Origin of the sequence: Tumidithrix elongata BACA0141, assembly GCF_036349135.1 — a bacterium.
Classification (GTDB): domain Bacteria; phylum Cyanobacteriota; class Cyanobacteriia; order Pseudanabaenales; family Pseudanabaenaceae; genus Tumidithrix; species Tumidithrix elongata.
Genome location: NZ_JAZBJZ010000023.1, coordinates 25,453 through 42,343 on the forward strand (window position 1 = coordinate 25,453; position 16,891 = coordinate 42,343).

16 protein-coding genes are annotated in these 16,891 nt (G+C 46.6%); 2 read left to right on the plus strand and 14 right to left on the minus strand.

Features of this window, described 5'->3' with window-relative positions; all coding sequences use genetic code 11:
* Positions 1-10: 10 nt before the first annotated feature.
* Entirely contained in the window at positions 11-1,396 is a 1,386-nt protein-coding gene (locus V2H45_RS07985; RefSeq protein ID WP_330483102.1) for a hypothetical protein, read from the minus strand.
* 130 nt (positions 1,397-1,526) lie between these two features.
* Between V2H45_RS07985 and V2H45_RS07990 the strand changes: the two genes are divergently transcribed.
* Complete coding sequence (locus V2H45_RS07990; RefSeq protein ID WP_330483103.1) at positions 1,527-2,435, plus strand: Uma2 family endonuclease; 909 nt, start codon at positions 1,527-1,529, stop codon at positions 2,433-2,435.
* A 10-nt stretch (positions 2,436-2,445) separates the two neighbouring features.
* Here V2H45_RS07990 and V2H45_RS07995 read toward each other — a convergent pair whose 3' ends face one another.
* The 9 genes from V2H45_RS07995 to V2H45_RS08035 all read right to left on the minus strand — a co-directional run bounded on the left by V2H45_RS07995 (position 2,446) and on the right by V2H45_RS08035 (position 13,190).
* A complete protein-coding gene (locus tag V2H45_RS07995) occupies positions 2,446-3,180 on the minus strand; it encodes an FHA domain-containing protein (protein WP_330483104.1) in 735 nt (244 codons plus the stop codon).
* 21 nt (positions 3,181-3,201) lie between these two features.
* Positions 3,202-4,485, minus strand: coding sequence for a vWA domain-containing protein (locus V2H45_RS08000; RefSeq protein ID WP_330483105.1), 1,284 nt, complete (start codon positions 4,483-4,485; stop codon positions 3,202-3,204).
* Between the two features lie 26 nt (positions 4,486-4,511).
* Positions 4,512-5,528, minus strand: a complete 1,017-nt coding sequence (locus V2H45_RS08005) for a PP2C family serine/threonine-protein phosphatase (protein ID WP_330483106.1) — start codon at positions 5,526-5,528, stop codon at positions 4,512-4,514.
* Between the two features lie 182 nt (positions 5,529-5,710).
* A complete protein-coding gene (locus V2H45_RS08010; RefSeq protein ID WP_330483107.1) occupies positions 5,711-7,936 on the minus strand; it encodes a tetratricopeptide repeat protein in 2,226 nt (741 codons plus the stop codon).
* A gap of 69 nt (positions 7,937-8,005) precedes the next feature.
* Positions 8,006-9,226 carry a hypothetical protein gene (locus V2H45_RS08015; RefSeq protein ID WP_330483108.1) on the minus strand — a complete coding sequence of 407 codons (1,221 nt, stop codon included), beginning with the start codon at positions 9,224-9,226 and terminating at the stop codon, positions 8,006-8,008.
* A 25-nt stretch (positions 9,227-9,251) separates the two neighbouring features.
* Positions 9,252-9,389 carry a hypothetical protein gene (locus V2H45_RS08020; RefSeq protein ID WP_330483109.1) on the minus strand — a complete coding sequence of 46 codons (138 nt, stop codon included), beginning with the start codon at positions 9,387-9,389 and terminating at the stop codon, positions 9,252-9,254.
* Positions 9,386-9,841 (minus strand): hypothetical protein, encoded by a 456-nt coding sequence (locus tag V2H45_RS08025; protein WP_330483110.1) that lies wholly within the window; start codon positions 9,839-9,841, stop codon positions 9,386-9,388. The genes V2H45_RS08020 and V2H45_RS08025 overlap by 4 nt, the downstream gene beginning before the upstream one ends.
* A gap of 29 nt (positions 9,842-9,870) precedes the next feature.
* Positions 9,871-12,384 (minus strand): HAD-IC family P-type ATPase, encoded by a 2,514-nt coding sequence (locus tag V2H45_RS08030; protein WP_330483111.1) that lies wholly within the window; start codon positions 12,382-12,384, stop codon positions 9,871-9,873.
* 305 nt (positions 12,385-12,689) lie between these two features.
* Positions 12,690-13,190: a hydrogenase maturation protease gene (locus V2H45_RS08035; protein WP_330483112.1), complete on the minus strand. Its 501-nt coding sequence runs from the start codon at positions 13,188-13,190 to the stop codon at positions 12,690-12,692.
* Positions 13,191-13,424: 234 nt separating this feature from the next.
* Between V2H45_RS08035 and V2H45_RS08040 the strand changes: the two genes are divergently transcribed.
* On the plus strand, positions 13,425-14,093 hold the full coding sequence (locus V2H45_RS08040; RefSeq protein WP_330483113.1) for a phosphoribosyltransferase: 669 nt from the start codon (positions 13,425-13,427) through the stop codon (positions 14,091-14,093).
* On the opposite strand, the gene V2H45_RS08045 is transcribed toward V2H45_RS08040, so the two are convergent.
* The 4 genes from V2H45_RS08045 to V2H45_RS08060 all read right to left on the minus strand — a co-directional run bounded on the left by V2H45_RS08045 (position 14,053) and on the right by V2H45_RS08060 (position 16,720).
* A complete protein-coding gene (locus V2H45_RS08045) occupies positions 14,053-14,274 on the minus strand; it encodes a DUF4327 family protein (protein WP_408648754.1) in 222 nt (73 codons plus the stop codon). The genes V2H45_RS08040 and V2H45_RS08045 overlap by 41 nt on opposite strands.
* Positions 14,275-14,714: 440 nt before the next feature.
* The gene (locus V2H45_RS08050) at positions 14,715-14,888 is read right to left on the minus strand and encodes a PCP reductase family protein (protein ID WP_330483115.1); all 174 of its coding nucleotides are present in this window, start codon (positions 14,886-14,888) and stop codon (positions 14,715-14,717) included.
* Between the two features lie 157 nt (positions 14,889-15,045).
* Positions 15,046-15,414 (minus strand): methylglyoxal synthase, encoded by a 369-nt coding sequence (gene mgsA, locus V2H45_RS08055; protein WP_330483116.1) that lies wholly within the window; start codon positions 15,412-15,414, stop codon positions 15,046-15,048.
* Positions 15,415-15,427: 13 nt separating this feature from the next.
* Positions 15,428-16,720: a serine hydrolase gene (locus tag V2H45_RS08060; protein WP_330483117.1), complete on the minus strand. Its 1,293-nt coding sequence runs from the start codon at positions 16,718-16,720 to the stop codon at positions 15,428-15,430.
* Positions 16,721-16,891: the final 171 nt, after the last annotated feature.

Consider the following 16,891-nt stretch of genomic DNA (forward strand, 5'->3'; position numbering starts at 1 on the left):
CTGTCAGGCTCTAGCTAGTATATTCCTTGGTGCGAGGCAGAAGACCAAATAGGGTGAGCAGGGCGATCGCACCTAGGGCAATGGGCGTTGTAATTTCAAACCCATCCATTTCTTTGAAGCCCTTTTCAACGGCACGATCGAAGGCTTGTTGGTTGACCTCAAGGGTTTTATCTAGCGCGCGATCGAAGCGATCGAATGCCCAGTTCGATTCACCTTGTTTATTTCCAATACAAAGCGCAACAGCAGCATCATGCTTTCCACTTTCTTGAAGCTGACGAATTTGGCGATCGATCTCAAAATATTTGCCAAAAGCCTCCAGTGTCTCGATCGCTGCCTCCCGCTCGCCCTTAAACGTAATGTTGTTGAGTTCGTCAGCAAATAAGCCCTTAAAGCCAGCATCCGCTTTACTATCCGTTCCAGCCCTCTTTAGTTCAGATACAATCGTTTTGAACGTCTCTACATCAGGGATTTGAGCCAATTTTGTCAGTTTTGTTGAAAAAGCTTGTTCGTGTTCGGTTGCCTTAGCTGCATCCAAGAGATATCGGCTTTCATCGCCGTTGGCACTATTGGCTAAAGCACGGATTTGCCAGAGGGCGTGAATCGACTCAAACGCATCCTCTTTGGCAACTTTAAGCTCATAGGAAGCGGAAGACAAAGCTCGTACTGTGTAGCCTACAAATAGAACTGCGATCGCAGTGGCAGCCAAAAGCATAGGATTGAGCAGACGGCGCATCCTCGCATTCAGGAAAATTTGTAAGGCAACTAGCACCCCCACCAGTCCCAGCCCTGATATCAAGACAAAAAACAAATATTTACCCGCAGCAAACTTCTGCTCGCGATAAATGCGATCGAGTGCTTCGCGATTTGCCCGATCTAGGTCATCCGCAGCAGATAAGAGCGTATTGTCGATAATGTCCGCACCAGCACGGTAAGCCGCCAAAATCGCTCCTTCATTTTTTTGCTTTTGAAAGATGCGCGCTTCATGGATCTTGATGCGATAGTCGCCCAACGCCACAAATAGCTTCCGAATAGGAACGCGTTCGGCATCGCCGTAGGTAATGTTTTCTGCTGCCTTTAATGAAGCCTCAACAACTTCTTTACGGCGGTCGTCATAGGCTTTCTCTGCCTCAGGATTTTTGCCTACCTCAACCAGCAATTTATTGGCAGCATTGGCATCGAGATCGGCAAGCCCTGATTTAATTTGCTGAGCAGCGATAATACTCGGAGCCGTATCTTTCCCAATCGTTTTGATTGCATATCGTTGTCCCTGTACTGCCGCAATTGTGGCAATCAGCACCAGAACGCTTGCTCCCCAAGTCAGGTATAAGCCACCCTTGAGCAACTGCGGCGTATTTAAGCGGGCGATCGCTTTTTGGGTAGTGGTGAGACTGTTCATAAGTATGCGTGCTCTAGGATGGAGTTATAGAAAGAAAGATGAAATGGAATTATGTCCCATTTCTACAGTGTGGTTACAATAGGTGGTTACGATAGAATGAGAATAGTAAACTGGTCATTTATCTAAAACGATGACTCCAATAGTAACGCCAACCTTAGCTCAACCAGTGGCTGCTAAACTGCCCGCTAAACCAGAAATCATCTGGGAAAAGTTACCTGCCAATTTTATTTTACCTGACGATCCTGTGGAAAGCATTGCTCAGCCCCTTTTAGCCGCAGCTTTAACCGAAAGCCTCGATCTGTCTGGACGTATCACTTCGGAAATGCTCATAGCTTCAAATATGGCGATCGCAGTTAAAATCAATCAAAAAACGAACGTCAAAGCTCCCGATTGGTTTTATGTAGCCAAAGCCATGCGCTTGTCAGGTGGCCTAATCAGGCGCAGTTATACGCCTCATACCGAGGGTGAAGTACCTGCGATCGTGATGGAGTTTCTCTCCGAAGAAGAAACAGGCGAATATTCCATGCGCCCCATTTTCCCCTACGGCAAAATGTACTTCTACGAGCAAATTCTGCAAGTTCCGCTCTATCTGATTTTCGATCCCGATGACGGCAGATTTGAAATCCGCAAACTAGAGCCATCGGGCAAATATGAGCTGCAACCCCTAGATGAGAATGGCAGATATTTCTTCGAGTCCCTAGATTTATATCTGGGCGTTTGGTATGGCAAAAGACTCGATCAACAGTTTCACTGGCTCAGATGGTGGGATACTTCGGGCAATCTTTTACTCTGGGGATCGGAAAAATTAGAACAAGAGCGTCTAGTCCTCGAGGCTGAAAAGCAAAAGGCTGAAACCGAAAGGCAACGCGCTGAAGCCGAAAACCTGCGAGCCGAAGCCGAAAGGCAACGCGCTGAAGCTGAGAAACAAAAGGCTGAAGCTGAAAATCTGCGAGCCGAAGCCGAAAAACACCGTGCCGATCTCGCTGAACAAGAAATTTTACGCCTGAAACAGTTATTGGCTGATTCTCAAATCAATTAATTACCGATAATTACCGAATTGCCTTTACATCAATACAAGTCCAATGACCGAGGGTAAAGCGATCGCCATCTTTGAGGGGGATATCAACCAAAGCCTTGATTTCTATCCCATTTAGAATTGTGCCATTGGAAGAACCAATATCGCGCAGTACGAACGAACCGTCGGGTTGACGATTCACTAAAGCATGGCGGGAGGAAACGGCATCATCATAATCGAGGGGAATTTCGGGATGAATGGCGCGTAACTCACTGGTACGTCCGATCAGATTGCTGGGCTTTTCTAAGCGAAAGGTCGTAGGAGCGCGATCGCGGGGAGGGGGTGGACTGTCGGCATAGGCGAGGGTTGGATCGATAGAGACGATCAGTTCCCATGCCAAGATCTTGCTGGGCTCGCTACTTGAAGCCTCGCTATTTACCGAAGAAGTTTGAGTGAGTGATGTTGGATCTGAAGCGATCGCCGCTTGTTTCACTGTCGCTACTGAAGGAGGAGGCGTAGAAGTTAAGGCGACAGGAACCTCTCCATGCCCGCCCGTGAGAAAGTTATAGCCGCAAATTTCACAAAACTTACCGCTACCGATCTCATGGGGCGTAGCACAGTCGGGGCAGACTTGAGAACTTGACGAATTGGAAGTTGCCATCGCATCTGCGATCGCAGATGCGACACTTCCAGCAATCTTAACCCCACATTCAGAGCAGTAGTCTGACTCAACCGATGCGTGACCTTTAGAACATTGATAAGTTGACATAAACTATATGGACATAAACAATTAGCGATCTTTAGGAATGCGAGTCGTTTTGGTAGAGCGAGTTTCTAATGCCATGGCATCTTCCTTGGCAACTTCGCGTTTTAGTTTGACCGTGCCTGTGGGAGCATCTTCAATATCCACCACAGTTCTCAACAGCTTTGCGGTTGCTTCGTTCCCTGAGTTATGGGCAAGTTTAACCGCTTTACCAAGTTTGACAGTTGCGGTTTCAATATCCCCTCTGGCGCGTGCTTCCAATCCTTCTTGAATCGATTGTGCTAGTTCTGCCTGTCCCGTATAGTGAGCGACGCGGCGATCGATTTTGGTCGATTTGGCATCATCATCTGTCCAGATCGCCAGAATGCGAGCTTCAGCGACTTTATCCTCGATACCATCCACGGTACAAATCAAGCTGGCGCGACCTGCCAACATTTCATCTCCGACATTTCCTGCATTCACCTCAATGCAAAAGTGGTAATCTCGCGATTCCGCTTTACCCCATGCTCCTGTGGGATACTCCATGACCTGTGGCTTAACAACTCTGCCGCGATCGCTGAGTTCGGCGATTTCAGGACTTACCTGTTTGCAGAAGAGGATTTTAGCTCCCTGCGGCGTCCAAATTCGCATTGCCACATCGCTAATACTCTTGCTCATGGCCTTGTCGAGAATGTTGCGGAAGTCTGCTTCGATCGCGGCGGGGCTGGGAATAATATCGGTCGTTCCTAAAAGCTTGCCAGCAATTTTCTGAAGTTGGGCAACTTGCCAATCCGTTCCCACGCCACGGCAATCGCATTGGAATATCCCTTCACAGGCGAGGAGGGCGGTATTGAGCGGACGTTCGTCCAACTTGTCATTTTGTCCGTCTGTGAGCAGCAGCGCTTGACGCAGGGCATTGGGCATCCGCTGAAACTGTTCTAGGGCTTTGGTGAGCCAAGTCGAGATTGCTGTGGTTCCGCCAGCTTGAATGCCTTTAATCGCAGAGATCGCACGTTGTTTGTTGTCAGGGGTTGCTTTGGCTAGGGAAACAGTTAGATTGGCGCGATCGCAACCCGTAACCACAAAAAAGAAGACATTCTCTGGCAACAAATTTACCAACTGAATCATGGCACTTTTGGCAGCATGAATCTTGTTCCCCTCCATGGAACCCGAGACATCACAAATAATGCCAAACAATTTCTCACCGTTGGTCGTACCGATAGGGGCAGAGGTCGCCGCACTCCCTTCGGCTGAAACGGTCATGATGGCATGAACTTCTCTCGCTCCCTGCGGCAAAAATTGATTTTGAAAAACTTCAGCTTTAAACTGCATAGACATAGAAGATACTATTTCGATCTTTAGGTTAAGTATAGAACTGCAACGGTGATGTTATCGTGTCCGCCCTGCGATCGGGCAAAATCAACCAAGTGACGGCTAATTGCGGTGACATCCCCACTAGATACCTGTTGTGCTGGGATTTGCTGGATTAACGCAAAGATTTGTGAAGCCTCTGGTACGTAGTTCCATAAACCATCTGTACATAGCAACAGATAACCCGCCTCTGGGAGCGAGAAATTGATAATAGAAGGCTCGGCACTATCTTTGACATCGGCTCCTAACCAACTGGTGATTGCGTGAGCTTGTGGCGATCGCAGGGCTTCGGCTTCCGACATTTTGCCAGACGATACCATATCGTTCAACCACGAGTCATCTACCGTTAGTTGTTTAGAATTTGCCTCAGAATTGGGATCGATCCAGTAGGCGCGACTGTCGCCCAGCCAGCCAATTGTGGCGATAGACCCCTGCTCCTGATTTTTGTGAATGCCTGCTGCTACAAGTGTGGTAGAGGGTGGGTCGGCACTGACATGGGGTTTATAAGGAATTGCCGATACTGCTTGCAAAGCTGCTGCGATCGCTGCACGCATTGCCAACTCAGGCGTCTCACCCTGATTCAGTCTAGTACGAAGAACTTCAGCGGTGGTCTTTGCGGCGGTTTGGGATGCCAATTCGGGAGTTTGCGAACTAGAAACACCGTCGCAGACAGCGAGAATCAGGGCTTGGGGATTTTCTAAGGACTCTAAGGCGAGAAAATCTTCATTGCTGCGATGCTTTAGCCCCCGATCGCATACCCCTGCAAGATCCTTTGATAGCAACACTTCAAAGCGATCGCGATCGGTTATAGGATTACGAAAGCCGCAGCTAGAACAATACCCCTCGGCATCAATCGCCGTGGATGAGGCTCCGCACTTGCTACAGCCATGTACTTGAACAGCTTTTGGGGGATCTGGGGGAACATCTGCTACCAGTGGGATACCGCATTCCTCACAAAAGCGATCGGTGGGAAAAACGACAATTTGGCAATTGGGGCAATTCATATCGACGAACTATCCATTTTGTTGTAAAAAAGAATAGAGAATCGCAGTTATTCTCTAGAAGTCAATTCCAAAAAACTGAGAAAAAATTGAGATAAGTATTTCACCTAATAGCTTAGAATACCCATTTTCTTTATCCTGCGATCTTGCCCTTGGCAAAACCCATAGAAGAACGCAGAAACCTATTAAAACAGCGTTCTCGGTCTGACGCGGTTGGCTTCATCTACCAAGCGAATCTTTTCATCACCCGTTGCCAAATGCGCCATGGCTCTAAGCGACCGTTCTAAGCCCTCTCGCAAATGAATTTCCTCTAGGGGGCTTCCTAAAATGGTCAAGCTGGTTGTGGGGGTAAGCGATCGCGAAGTGACCAAATCGAGTGCTGTTTCTAACACCTGCTTGGTGAGTCGATAGCGTTCCATGCCTTCGAGAGCAATGGTTTCGATCGCCGTACTCGCATTTTTTAACTCTTGGCTACTCGGCGCAGAGATCTTTGTATTAATTAACGTTCGGGTAATCTCTACCCGCGATCGCGCAAAAAGACTCGAAGTTTGCGGAACCTGCTCTAACGCAGACACTGCACCATTGCGATCGCCAGTCGCCAAAAGGCAACGCGCCAAACCAAAAGCAGCCGTAACGTAACTAGGATCGGTGCGACAGACGAGTTCGTACATTTTAATTGCGAAGGGATAGCGCTGCGCCCTCTCTGCCGCAAGTGCAAGCGCTAACTTGGGTGCTAGCTCCCCAGGGAGATCGAAATAGACCTGATCGAAGGCAGCTTGAGCGTCTTTATATTTACCCTGCGCCATCAGCGATCGCCCCCTGTACCAAAGAATACGCCAGTCCCAGGCATCGAGTGCTTCTACCTTTGCTAAGACAGATTCCACTTCCGCATAGGTTGCCGTATCAATCAGGGCATTGGCTAGTCTCAGCAGCGCCTCCGCAGATTTGGGTGTTTTTTCGGCGACCTGTCTTAGGTTCTCTGCCCTTCTGGTAGGGTTGGCGATCGCACCCGCATTCAGCACCGCGTTAAACGCCGCGTCGCTCGCATCTAGCGTGGGAATCGGGAGTTGATGGTAGTCAGCCAAAATCGGGGTAAAATCATTGCTCGCCGCGATCGCCAGCATATCGCCCCCAAATAGGCTACTAGAGGCAGGTCGGGGCATTTTGGTCTCCACTGCCACGATTTCGCGCAACACACCTAAGAGCTGATCCGCCATTTCGTCGGCAGATTGGAAGCGATCGTCGGGATTCTCTGCGGTAGATTTTAAGAGGAATCTGTACAGAGATTCCTGTTCTCTAAATAGAGGTTCCTCTTCGGGACTGGGCAATGTGTAGAGATGCTCTTTACTAAAGCCACGAATGTCGGTCAGCAAAACTGCCAACGTTCTGCCAATCGTATAGAGGTCGGAAACAACGGTTGGGCCTTCGCCTGCCTCAGGGGCGCTGTAACCAACCGTTCCGTAAATATCTCCCGTTAAATCGTCAATGCGTCTGACGCCTCCCATGTCAATCAATTTGACATCATTGCCTTCCACCATGACATTATCGGGTTTGAAATCGCAGTAGACCAAACCCTGTTGGTGCAGATAGGAGAAGGCAAATAGAATGCGATGGACATAGGCGATCGCTTCTGTTATAGGCAAGGCTCCGCGACTCTTGCGAATTTCCTTGAGCGTTTTACCGCCCACATATTCCATGACGATGAAGCCTTCCGAGCCATACTTGACAAAGTTGTAAATCCCTACGATATTCGCGTGCTTTACCGAGGCAAGGAATTGACGTTCGGCAACGGCAACGGCGGCACTGGCGGCATCTTCCGTATTTAATAGCCCTTTGAGCACGACATAGCGAGAGAGCGTCTTATCGAAGCCAAGATAAATCCAGCCCAGTCCACCATAGGCGATCGCCCCCTTAACCTCATATTGATCGAGAATTAAATCGTGGGGCTGAAGCGAAGGAATGAAGGAAAACTTCTGTCCGCACTGACTGCAAAATCCCTTTTCCCGCTTGAGAGGATTATTACAGTTGGCGCAGTAGCGCTTGTTTTCAGGTACTTTTGCTTCCAGCATGATTGCCTTTTCAGGCTCGGTAGAAGGTAGTTCTGGAATGGAAACCAACCCTGCCCCTAACTGTTTGCGACTACTGCGACCCGATGTTGGACTCGTGCGCCGCGACCCCTTAGAGCGATTGGTGAGCGGCGAAGAACCAGTTCCCGTTGTAATTGGCGAAGTCCTTCCAGTTCCTTTTCCACTTGCTTGAGGCGAAGTTGTAGAATTCGTTCCCGAAGTCATTCTCGCAGCGCTATATTGTCCCGCACCCGCAGATTTTGTCGCAGCTAATCCGCAGACATTGCAATATCCATCCTCAATAATGCCCGTACATCCACTGCGATTGCAAGATTCACCGTCCATTAGAATGACTCCACTTCAGATTGACAATCCGTTTAAAAACCCGTTTAAAAATCTGTTTGAGCATAAGGCTCAGCCAAAAGCTTTTGATTTAGAATTTAGCATAATCTCATATTGCTTGACCGTTTCTTCTGCTTGATTTAACGGTGTGGGGCGTGTATAGAGGAGTTGCTTCGCTTGGTCGGCGAGCTTGGCTAACTGCATATCCTCAGCATATCCCTTGGCGATCGCTTTGGCCTTCAGCGCATCAAGTCGTCCGCGCAACTCTTGGCGAGTCTGGAGCGATCGGCGATTTGCCGCGATGTTTTTGGTCTCGATCGCGATATATTCGCTAATCTTGGTGGTGCAATTCTCTAAGCCCACGCGCACGGGTCTACTCAGCCCTTCTTTGAGCTTGCTTTCCAATCTTTGCAACCATTGCCCCACTGCCTCAATGTACTCCAAAGGTAAAGGAGGGAAAAGATCAGCACAATCGGTAATTTTTTCTTGGCTTTCGGCAAAGGCGGCGATCGCTTCTTGGTTTAATGCGATTAATCGTTTGAGTAGTACCTTGGCATGGGTAAATCCGTCATTTAGCTTTGCTTGGGCGCGTACTAATTGGTCGAGATCGCTTCGCATCTTGGCTGTTAACCGTTCGATGTCCTCGAAACTCGTGCGAGTCCCCAGTGGATCGGTCTCGATTCGATCGCGTAAAGCAGCGATCGCTTGCCTAGATGCTTCTAATTCTCTAAGGTCGATCGCCCCTAAGGATTCACCCTGTCTCTGGATAGTTGCAATTTCAGCTTCTGCTCGATCTAGCTGCGGCTCTAAGTCAGACCAGATCAAATCGACTGCTACCACGGACTCTTTGACCACCTCAAAAGTTTTTGCCATAGCCACCAGCAATTGTGTTGGGGTAATCGCATGAATGGTTTCTGCGGCTGAGAGCAGCTCTCTTTGGGCTAGAGGCGTTCTAATTGCTGGCAACTGAATCGATGTGGCGGTCAAAATTTGGAGAATTTCTTGGGCTTTTGGCTCTGAACCTAAAAATCGAGGGATAGAAGCTCGCAGACTTCTGGCTTTGTCGATAGTTTGGGTTAGCAAGTCAAAGTGCTGAAACAGTTCGTTCAACGCCTCTAGCACGGGCTCTATTTTTGTTTTGGAGATACCAGTAAGTTTGACAGGGCTAAATCCTGCCGCTCCCGACAATCTCTGGTATGTCAGGAGTCCGCATAGATCGATCAGATTTTGGCTGATAAGGTCGAGCTTGTTTTTCCAGTCAGCCAACAACCGATCGATTTCTTCTAAGACCATAGCGATCTACCCAAGACTACATCACTCATGTTATGCCCATGCCCAGCGATCGCGCAAAAATAGCTGTAATGGAATTCACGCGATCGCCACCGACGAACTTTCTCGTTGATGCACGATCGGAAATGGTGTTACGCGATCGCAAATCTTCTTGAGATTTACTCATTCTTCTGCGATAGATTTAGCGTATTTATTGCTAGCAAATGTCTTAGAGATTTTAGGATTGAGCAAAATTGCCAACACGACCGCACATCCTGTGGCAATGGCTAAATCATTGGTGCGATTAAATACGGGATCTTGGACTAAACCAATCGCTGCTGCCAAACAGGGAAACAGAAAGGAAGAAAACAGACAAATACTAATGGCTCTTGCCCATGGAAGTAATCGCCATAGACCTATTCCCAATAACAAGGGAATAAACCCTATCCCAACAACGATCGATATCCCAGAGATCAACTTTAGATTAATTACACCTTCTCCCGTGTCAGGTAAATCACTAATTACAGGACTGGTACGCAGAAGATAGGAACGAAATGCAATCAGCCACAAACTCAAACCGATCATGAGGGCTGACAGAATAGTAATAACGAGGGGTCTTTTTTTAGATTTAGCCGACATAAATTGGGTTAATGAATAGAGTGGGGAATTTATGGTTGGGTGAGCGATCGCGACAGGTTTCGCATGAGGTTACTTGATTGCAGCATGCGTAGAAGATAGTGAGCAGATGTAGGTAAAAATAAAGCCATCGTCCAGCCGATGCGATCGGGACGTTCAATTTGGAATAGATCGGGCAGGGCGATCATTAACACAATCGAGATAAGTACCATGCCAATTCCCAACAGCGATATTGATTTATATTTTAATAGAGTCTTAGGTTTCCAGATTGAGATATTGGTGATATCCCAAAATACAAAGAGAACAAAAAACATTCCAATCAATGTAGAAACCGCTTGAGCGTGGCGCTGACCAATTTCAGCAAACATGCTAAAAGGTAATACGGGAGGTCCATCCACATTTTCAGTCAACCCCGAACCCAAAAAATAGCTGAGTACATAGCCCGCTGTCATGGCTAATGCACCAATCACCCCAGCAAGGAAACTGTAGCCAAGCACGTCACCCAAAAAATCGTTGATGCGTTTGGGTTTGATCGTCCCCAAGGCAATCAAAATTGTGGGAATACCTACAACTGCCATGGTTAGGATTGTCATTTGACGAGGCTCAATCGGAAACGGAAGTTGCACAAACCCAACAAAAGAGATCGTCAAAATCACCATGATATTTTTGGTGAGGTATAGCTTCGCTGAGGAGAGAATCTTTTGCTTGATATCATCACCTGCGGCAAAAGCCTGTGGCAATGCTGAAAGATTGTTATCTAACAACACAATATCAGCCACATCTTTACTAATTTGAGCGCCATCATTCATGGCGATCGCCAACTGGGCTTCTTTAAAGGCAGGTACATCATTCACCCCATCTCCGACCATGGCGACATAGGCTCCCCGTTTGACCATCGCACTGATTAAGCGACGCTTTGTGTCGGGGGTAATACGTCCAAATACGCTGCCTGTAAGGGCTGCACGGGTAAAAGCTTGGGTGTCAAACGTATCTAATTGTTTCTGGGAATAGGTGGTACCATCCCCTACCAAGATGCCAGCTTGACGGGCGATCGAGGCAACAGTTTCCACACTGTCACCCGAAATTACTTTAATGACAATATCTTTTGCCTGTAGAGAAGCGATCGTGTCGATGACATCATGACGCAGTGCATCTTCAAGAATGACTAATCCTCGATCTTTAAGATTTTTGGGTAACGCAGGCGATGAAGACTTGCCCCCGCTATCTCCAAACATGCCATCTATCTCTGTTTTTTCTGTCGTGACTACAGCAATTACGCGCAATCCTTCACTACTGATTTGTCTAGCTCTCTCTTGCGCTTCTGGATCGGTAAGCAACATTTCGGGAGAGCCGACCAGGATTGTCGTTCCTAATTCTAAAGAAATCGCTCCCCATTTTCGACTAGAGCTAAATGCAACTTCGTCAGCTTTGCGCTCTTGCGATCGCGGGAACCCTACAAACGCTGCCATGGCTCTGGCACTGCTGTTTTGGGTAGCCATCAAGGTGGTATAGAGCGCAATTAGTTCTCTTAAACTTGACTCTTCGGTATCGCCCAGAGGAATAATTTCCTGCACGATCAGTTTATTTTGAGTAAGAGTTCCAGTTTTATCGGTGCAAAGGACTCGCACGCTATTCATTGAGTCCACTGCATTGATTTTTTGAATTAGGGTGCGGCGACGGCTGATCGCGACTGCCCCTAAAGCAAAGGCTACACTGATCGATAGGACTAAACCTGCGGGCACAAAACTATTGATAATCACAGAATAGTAGCGCAGCGTATCTACCATGGATAATCCGCCATTGAGGCTAGAAGCTAGATGGAGAAAGCTGGCAACGACGAGTCCTAAGACCAGTACCTCAACAATGGTATCAATCTTTTTTTGCAGAGGTGTAAACACGCGTTTGTAAACACGAGAAGACTGGGATAGTTTGACTGCATAGCTTTCATTGCCAATCTTTTCGGCTTTAAAAATGCAACTGCCTGCTAAACAAAACGAACCAGAGAGAACCACATCGTCAATTTGCTTAGGAACTGGATCAGATTCACCCGTGAGCAGTGATTCATCCATTTCTACGGTCTGGGAGAACACCACACCACCATCGACAGGAGCGCGATCGCCTGGTTTCAGCTCGATCAAATCATCCCGCACCACTTCATTTAGGGGCACGATCAGGGAAACGCCATCTCGTCTGACTGTTACTTGTTGTACGGAGAGCAACGCCAATTTGTCCAGCATTAATTTTGCTTGGATTTCTTGAACGACACCCACAATAATGTTGCTAAATACAGTGAAACCTGAAAATATGGCATCTGTCACCTGTCCTAATGCCGCCAGCACCACCAGCACCACCCCAAAGGAAATGTTAAACAGCGTTAGGACGTTTTCTTTGAAAATATCCTTATAAGTACGACTGGAGCGCAAAACTACAACATTAACGTCTCCCCGTTTGACTCGATCTAATACTTCAGTTTCACTGAGTCCGGGGTAAGCCTTGAGTGGGTCGGGATTGGAATCAATCTGAGCGATCGGTACTGTGTCAGACATACAAACTTAGCGAATGGTTACAAATTGTTATACATCCAAGCAGCTTTTAGGATGGCATGACGAGATGTCAAAAAAAATGAGACGCACCGAGTATACCAACCTATATCAGTCAATATGTATACCAGTTTTTTAAATTTCGCTAGGATTGTTTCAGTGTCTAGGAGAAAATATCCAAGATCGTTTTTGAGTCTACCGAACTGACAGTTTTGTAGCTCTGTACCAAGAATGAACGGAGGATGAACGGAAAAATTTTGTTACGCTTTGTTTGCTAGGTGTTTGTTTGCTAGATGTTCGTGCATGATTGACTAGCGCGGATTCGACGAGACTAATCTTGTACATAGCGTTCTGAGGAAATCAACGGCTTGATCGATACTTTTTCGAGTTAAGGCTGACACCTGTTCGCCAAACTCCCATTCAACGCCGGGCAACAAGAGACTATAGGCGGCAGGAGCTTTACCATAAACCTGTTGAGCCAAACAAAGCAACGATCGCGGATCGGCCAAATGCCCGATTTCCAAGGCAGTATTGATGGGCTGGCATTCTTTCGACGAGATTCTCTGTACTTGAATTGTCGGCTTTCGTTTGGTTTTATTTGGCTGGATATAAGCATCTATAAAGATTGCCAGATCTGCTTCGGCAAGCGGTTCGGCAAGTTCAGGTGCAAGTTGATGAACCGTTAGCGATCGCACATAGGGCAACTGCCAGCTAGCCACAACCTCAGCGACTCGACAGCCTGCCCCATCATCGCTCCTGAGCGAATTTCCATAGCCGATCACGAGAATCGATCCCCGATTTGAAGTAATCAATCTTTAACAATGAAATACAGCGTATTTATTTTCGCGCTGTTCGCGATTGGCGATCGCTTTCTTTCGAGAAAATTAAGAAACAAGTGCTATTTTGGCAACATAAATTCACAAAGCGATCGCGTCACTATAGAGGTTATCTCGTCTTCGGCTGATTTCATCGACCCTGAAGAAAATGATAAAATCCTTATAGGATTGAGAAGGAATGGTAGAGCTTCTTAGGAGGGCTAAATTCCCATGGAACTAAGTCAACTATTCCAAGACCGACAAACCGCAGGAGCGCAACTAGCAGAACTAATTGCGAAAGAACAACCCGTTCATCCCATTGTGTATGGGGTTCCTAGGGGCGGGCTATTGGTGGCAGCACCTGTGGCACAGAGACTTGCCTGTCCCCTAGATGTTGCGATCGCCAAAAAAATAACGCTTCCGCATAATTCAGAACTTGCCTTGGGAGCAATCACTCCCGATCGACACATACTGCGTCAGGATCGATCTGAAGTATCAAATTGCCAAGAATGGACAGATGCCGTTCAAAGAGCCCACAAAAAAGCCTGCGAATTGCTGCAAGCTTTTCAGCCAATTCGCCCTAAACTTAAAATTAATGGCGCTACGGCAATTCTTGTGGATGACGGAATTGCTACGGGTGCGACGATCGCCGCGATCGCGGCTGAAATGCGTATGCTGCCCTATCAAGCGATTTGGATTGCAGCCCCTGTGGCTCCCATAGGTATGTCCACTCTCCTTTTAACGAGAGCGGACAGAATTATTCTGCTTGCTGAGCCTAGGCTATTTGGAAGCGTAAGTAGCTTTTACAATCATTTTCCCGAAGTAACTACTTTTGAAGCGCTATCTTGCCTGCGAACCGTTAATCTTCTCTCCATTCTTCACAACCTAACAGATCGATAATTCGATCGCGCAGTAAAAAATCATGGCGCTCCAACTCGCACTCGACACATGTCCAGTCACGATTGGCATAGAAATTGCAGAGTGCGTAAATTGGCTGCAAGCGATCGAGATAACCTTCTTTTACAAGCTGACAAACATCGCATTTAATCGCGTCAATGGAGTAACGAAGTGTAGATTTCATAGCAGTTGTAGCCACGATCGATCATCCTCCTTTTGAAATTAATTTTTTAAAATAGAAGAGATAATTCCTCCAATTCCATTATCAGAGGTATTGGGGCTTCCACTAAAGTTATTTTTCTTATTGCAATTTTAGAATTCTTTAGGAATATAGCTTTATTGAGGACTATGGCGAAAACACCCCTCTTAGACCCAAAACGAAAAATAAAAAAGAAGCCGCGAGCTTGCCATGTTTCGCTTCGGCTTCTTTTTTATTAATTCGATCTTCCTCACACAAATGAAATATAACCCATTGTTTAAAAAAAAGCTAGTCTTTTTGCCAATTAAATGCAGAAATTCCTCAAAATGCTTGTACGGAGGGGGTTGTGAAAATAAATTTTATGTAAAGTTTTATGTAAAGCCTCAAATACCCGCTTCAAGGTTTAATCAATTTGGGCTTTACGCTCATTTCGTGTTGAACTTCTTTTTTGCCTGCTCGTAGATTTCGAGGGTAATCTCTGGGGCGTTTAAATCTTGGCAGTATTTTTCAATCTTTTTTCGAGCCGCAGGACGGACAAAAAAAGGAATTTCTTTTAACTTGGCTTCAACTTCAGCCGACCATACTACAGGTTCACTCATCTCTATAATTTAAAAATGTTAGAAATTAACCGCTCTACTATTGCAGATTTTTGTTTGCCTGCATAGAACCGAGTCCGAGTACGTTTTGTAAAGTAGGAGGATTCATCCTTGGTATCCTGTTTCAGTCTTGACTTCAGGTCAAAAATTATCAAGATATTTACTTTGACAGCATTGCAATCACGGCTTCAGCGGTTGCTAGATTAACTGCGATCGCAACGTCGTATAGTTCGCAAACGCGTAGAAGCGCTAAAATGTCTGGCTCGTGTGGCTGAGAGTAAAGGGGATCGATAAAAAAGAAGACAGCAGAGATATTACCCGTGACAACTTGCGCGGCAATTTGAGCATCTCCGCCCAATGGACCCGATAACATGCATTCCACATCTAAGTCTGTCGCCTCATGAATGCGCTGTCCCGTTGTTCCTGTAGCAATTAGGTGAAATTGCGAAAATATTTCTCGATGTTTTTGGGCAAACTGAACGATATTATCTTTTTTGCGATCGTGAGCAATTAAAGCAAGGGTTTTCATATCGGTGATGATGCTATTTCAGGCTTTCGAGCAGGGCTGAGTATAGACTAAAGAACTTAGACTCTTCAAGGGCTGTGGTGTTATTCCATGTTGCAGAGACGCAATAGGTTTTCCCATTTTTGGCTTTAAGCCATGTGGTTAGATTGAGAACTCCCACATCCGATCCCCCCTTAAAAGCGATCTTCTCCCAACTCGTCGGATTTGCGATACCAGGGTTAATCGACATTAATGGCAAATCTGCAACATCTCCGATCAGAGCGCAGAGTTCTCCATTGGTCAGAAACCACTCCGCCTCTAGCTCAATACTAGGGATTAATGAGAGTTCCTCAGCTTTTGGTAATGGGAGTTTTGCTAACTCTGTCAATATGCTCTTTCGTTCAGCTTCATTGCCAGCATGATAGCGTTTTAACAGCTCTGAATTTTGGGAACTCTTGAGTACAAAGAATTCTCTTAAAGTTAAAAGCGGACGATTTCTGGAGGCGATCGCTTCGATCTTCTCTCTACCAACCAGATCGATCAGCATATCGGTGGCCGTGTTATCGCTCAGGGAAATCATCAAACTTGCCGCACTTTGAATCGTTAATAGAGATCCCTCTGGCCAAGTTTGTAAAATTCCTGTAGGGAGTACTTTGTACTTGGCTTTAAGCGCGATCGCATCACCCCAAGTGTGCTTACCTGATGCGATCTGTGATTTAAGCGCTTTTAGCACCGCTAGTTTAAACGCCGAGCCAACCGCAAGGGGCATATCGCTATTTATCGAGATCCGAGCAGAATTTCCTTCGATGACCAAGAGTCCGACTTTGCCAGGTAAGCCCTTAAAGCCTTTCACCACATCATTGACATCGTTAATGGTTGGATTGCCAAAATATAAGCCAGAAATTTGCCCCTTATCATTTAGAGCGATTGTGGCGGGAATTGTGGCGCGATCGCCGATTACAACATAGTTTTTCCCTGATTCCTTGACCTGTTTGTACGTGCCTAAGAGGGGCTTGAGATTGGCAATTAATGCCTCAATCTGAGCTGTTGAGACCTGTGCCAAAAACTCAGCGGTAAACCAATTGTCTTGCAATTTAGGGGTTGTAAAGAGTCGTTCGATAGCCGCTTTAGGTGTTAATGGCTTGACAAAGCTTGTAGGTTTCGTTGCAGGTTTCGTCTCAGCAATTACGTTGGCGTCGGAACGAGTCTTGAAAGTTGTCGCACCTTGGGATGGTTGCGATAACTTTACAGTAAAATCTGATGGACTCTTGACCGCACCATCCAATGAAGAGGTGTTCAATAAGGCAAGCAAGAATAGTTTCAATAGCATCGCTCACACAGCTCCTACGTAATTCCTAAGAATTGTTTAGATCTAACTATTGAATTTACTACTTACTGGTTTCTTTACGTGCGATCGCTTTCACTTTTGTATAAATTCATCTATCATCTGATCCAAATTTTGGGCAAATATCCACAACTTTCCATTAAAGTTATGCTTTTA

Bases quoted from the DNA above. Each gene is read 5' to 3' on its own strand.
- V2H45_RS07985 (WP_330483102.1), bottom strand. From the start codon at position 1,396: ATGAACAGTCTCACCACTACCCAAAAAGCGATCGCCCGCTTAAATACG.
- V2H45_RS07990 (WP_330483103.1), top strand. From the start codon at position 1,527: ATGACTCCAATAGTAACGCCAACCTTAGCTCAACCAGTGGCTGCTAAA.
- V2H45_RS07995 (WP_330483104.1), bottom strand. From the start codon at position 3,180: ATGTCAACTTATCAATGTTCTAAAGGTCACGCATCGGTTGAGTCAGAC.
- V2H45_RS08000 (WP_330483105.1), bottom strand. From the start codon at position 4,485: ATGCAGTTTAAAGCTGAAGTTTTTCAAAATCAATTTTTGCCGCAGGGA.
- V2H45_RS08005 (WP_330483106.1), bottom strand. From the start codon at position 5,528: ATGAATTGCCCCAATTGCCAAATTGTCGTTTTTCCCACCGATCGCTTT.
- V2H45_RS08010 (WP_330483107.1), bottom strand. From the start codon at position 7,936: ATGGACGGTGAATCTTGCAATCGCAGTGGATGTACGGGCATTATTGAG.
- V2H45_RS08015 (WP_330483108.1), bottom strand. From the start codon at position 9,226: ATGGTCTTAGAAGAAATCGATCGGTTGTTGGCTGACTGGAAAAACAAG.
- V2H45_RS08020 (WP_330483109.1), bottom strand. From the start codon at position 9,389: ATGAGTAAATCTCAAGAAGATTTGCGATCGCGTAACACCATTTCCGAT.
- V2H45_RS08025 (WP_330483110.1), bottom strand. From the start codon at position 9,841: ATGTCGGCTAAATCTAAAAAAAGACCCCTCGTTATTACTATTCTGTCA.
- V2H45_RS08030 (WP_330483111.1), bottom strand. From the start codon at position 12,384: ATGTCTGACACAGTACCGATCGCTCAGATTGATTCCAATCCCGACCCA.
- V2H45_RS08040 (WP_330483113.1), top strand. From the start codon at position 13,425: ATGGAACTAAGTCAACTATTCCAAGACCGACAAACCGCAGGAGCGCAA.
- V2H45_RS08045 (WP_408648754.1), bottom strand. From the start codon at position 14,274: ATGAAATCTACACTTCGTTACTCCATTGACGCGATTAAATGCGATGTT.
- V2H45_RS08050 (WP_330483115.1), bottom strand. From the start codon at position 14,888: ATGAGTGAACCTGTAGTATGGTCGGCTGAAGTTGAAGCCAAGTTAAAA.
- mgsA (WP_330483116.1), bottom strand. From the start codon at position 15,414: ATGAAAACCCTTGCTTTAATTGCTCACGATCGCAAAAAAGATAATATC.
- V2H45_RS08060 (WP_330483117.1), bottom strand. From the start codon at position 16,720: ATGCTATTGAAACTATTCTTGCTTGCCTTATTGAACACCTCTTCATTG.